The sequence below is a fragment of the Clostridium sp. genome (assembly GCF_036639235.1).
Taxonomy (GTDB): Bacteria; Bacillota; Clostridia; order Clostridiales; family Caloramatoraceae; genus Clostridium_AB.
The window spans coordinates 1-2194 of the sequence record NZ_JAVWJB010000104.1 but is presented as its reverse complement, the minus strand read 5'-3'; the positions used below and the strand labels follow the sequence as shown (position 1 = coordinate 2194).

Sequence of the window (2194 nt, the reverse complement as noted above, 5' to 3'; positions counted from 1 at the left end):
AGTAGGGATCTTATAGGATTCCTTGGAATTAATAACCCTGAGGTTGAAAGGGATGCTTTAAGCTACCTTCTTATTAACGGATGGGGTATGGTTATTATTTTCTTTAATAGTTTATGTACTAGGTTCTTTTCGAGTTTTGGTAATAATAAAATATCTTTAATTATTAATTCGGTAGGTCTTATTATTAACATAATTCTTGATCCGATTTTCATATATGGTTTAGATTTAGGGGTAAATGGTGCAGCTCTTGCAACTGTTCTTTCCAATGGAGTTGCCCTAATTATGGCAATTATCTATTCAAGGGGACTATATCCACTTAAGCCTATTAAATTATTCCAGTTTAGTATGATTAAAGATATTGCTAAAATCGGTAGTCCTAATGCAATGCAGAGAATTATATTTACTATGATAAACATTTTCCTAGCTAAGATTATAGCTGTTTACGGTGCAGAGGCAATTGCAGCACATAAGATTGGGCTTCAGGTTGAGTCTATTACCTTTGTTATTATTGGTGGGTTCAACGGAGCTATAGCAAGTTACGTAGGACAGAACTATGGTGGTAAGAAATGTGAGAGAATTAGCGAGGGGTATAGTGTATCCCTAAAGCTTGGCATGGGATATGCATCTGTTGTAATGGCACTACTTCTAATTATTCCAGAGCAGCTTGCAGGAATATTCGTAAGTGACCCTGGAACAATTAAGATAACAGCTGATTATCTTAGAATTATAGGGTTATCACAGGTTTTTGCTGCTGTTGAAATGGTAACAGGGGGAGCCTTTATGGGGTTATCAAGAACCAAGTACTCAGCTGTAATAAGTGTTGGATTAACTGTTATTAGACTTCCAATAGCTATGGTATTAGTTAAGTTCATAGGAGTTAACGGTATATGGTGGAGTATAGCTATTTCAAGTATTCTTAAGGGAGTAGTAAGTTACGTTGTTTACAAATATGTATTGTGGAAAAAGGTTTGTAAAGAGTTAAAATGTGCATGTTAGTTTTTTAAAAATTTAAATCCATACTGATTTTTATGTAATAGTTTTACAAATGGTATATAATAAGTTATATATGGAATTCTTATTCCGAACATTTATAAATTTATTTAAAAAATTTGTCTGTTTATAAAGGAAAAAAGTTTCAATATATACTTTGGAAATTATTTAAAAATGTTCCAATTTGTTATAGAATATAAGTTATAAACTATTTTTTAGGGGGAGGTATGATTATGAGAAAAAGTTATTTTTATATTGGCATAACGATTATTATAACCATTATTATGACTAGTTTTCTTGTAATAGAGACCTCCTTATTTAAACCTAAGAAATTAGTAAATGATAACTCGATTATATCAATGGATACCTGGACATATACAACTGACTATAATGATTTTGCACAAAGTGCAACACTTCCTTGGAGACCGAATATTACAAGGCCTAATAGTGTAATATTTATGAAATCAAAATTACCTATAATAGAAGATAATAAGTGTCTACTTATAGATTCATATATGAAAAATATTAAGGTTAGTATTTTAGAAGAAACTATATTTGATAGTACCTGGGATAGAGATATAGGAGCAGCATCCTCGATTGGTAGAGGGCTTTATTTTGTTGATATTCCAAGAAAATACTCAGGGGAGGAAATTGAAATTGCAGTATCCACCCCTTTTACACAGAAGCAGGGTGAGGTTAATTCTATAGCTCTAGGAGAAAAAGCTGGATTCTTCCTTGCTATGGTTAAGGATTCAGGTTTTGAAAATGCAGTTGCAGCAACTATGATTTTTATAGGGCTTATTTGTATTATGATTTATCTTGTAACATTCTATAAGAGTAAAATATATTTTAACCTAGCCTGTATAGGGGTTTTTGCACTGCTATTTGGGTTTTGGATAGTAGGAAGTACTAGCCTTTATCAAATAGTATATAACAACCCATACATAGGGTATATTATTGAAAGCTTCTCATATTATGCAATGCCAATTCCTATACTTATTTTCCTAATTGCAACCTATAATATCCGAGAAAAAAGATTAGTTGTAGGATTAATTGGGGCATTTACAACATTTCTGTTTACAGTTATAGTTTGTCACACATTAGGTATATTTAAGATTCACCAGTGTAGTGGTGCATATAATATAATTTTACTTGCAGCATTTATTTTAGTAACATATGTTCTTACAGTTGAGATCAGAAGAGG

The 2194-nt window shown here is 31.6% G+C and carries 2 protein-coding genes; both read left to right on the top strand.

All coding sequences use genetic code 11. The features are described 5' to 3' along the window. Positions 1-996 (top strand): MATE family efflux transporter (locus tag RR539_RS10810; protein ID WP_332500448.1); only part of this gene is annotated, 996 nt, incomplete at its 5' end. A 227-nt stretch (positions 997-1223) separates the two neighbouring features. Then, positions 1224-2194, top strand: a 971-nt coding sequence (locus tag RR539_RS10805) for a hypothetical protein (protein ID WP_332500447.1), incomplete at its 3' end; no start/stop codon positions are given.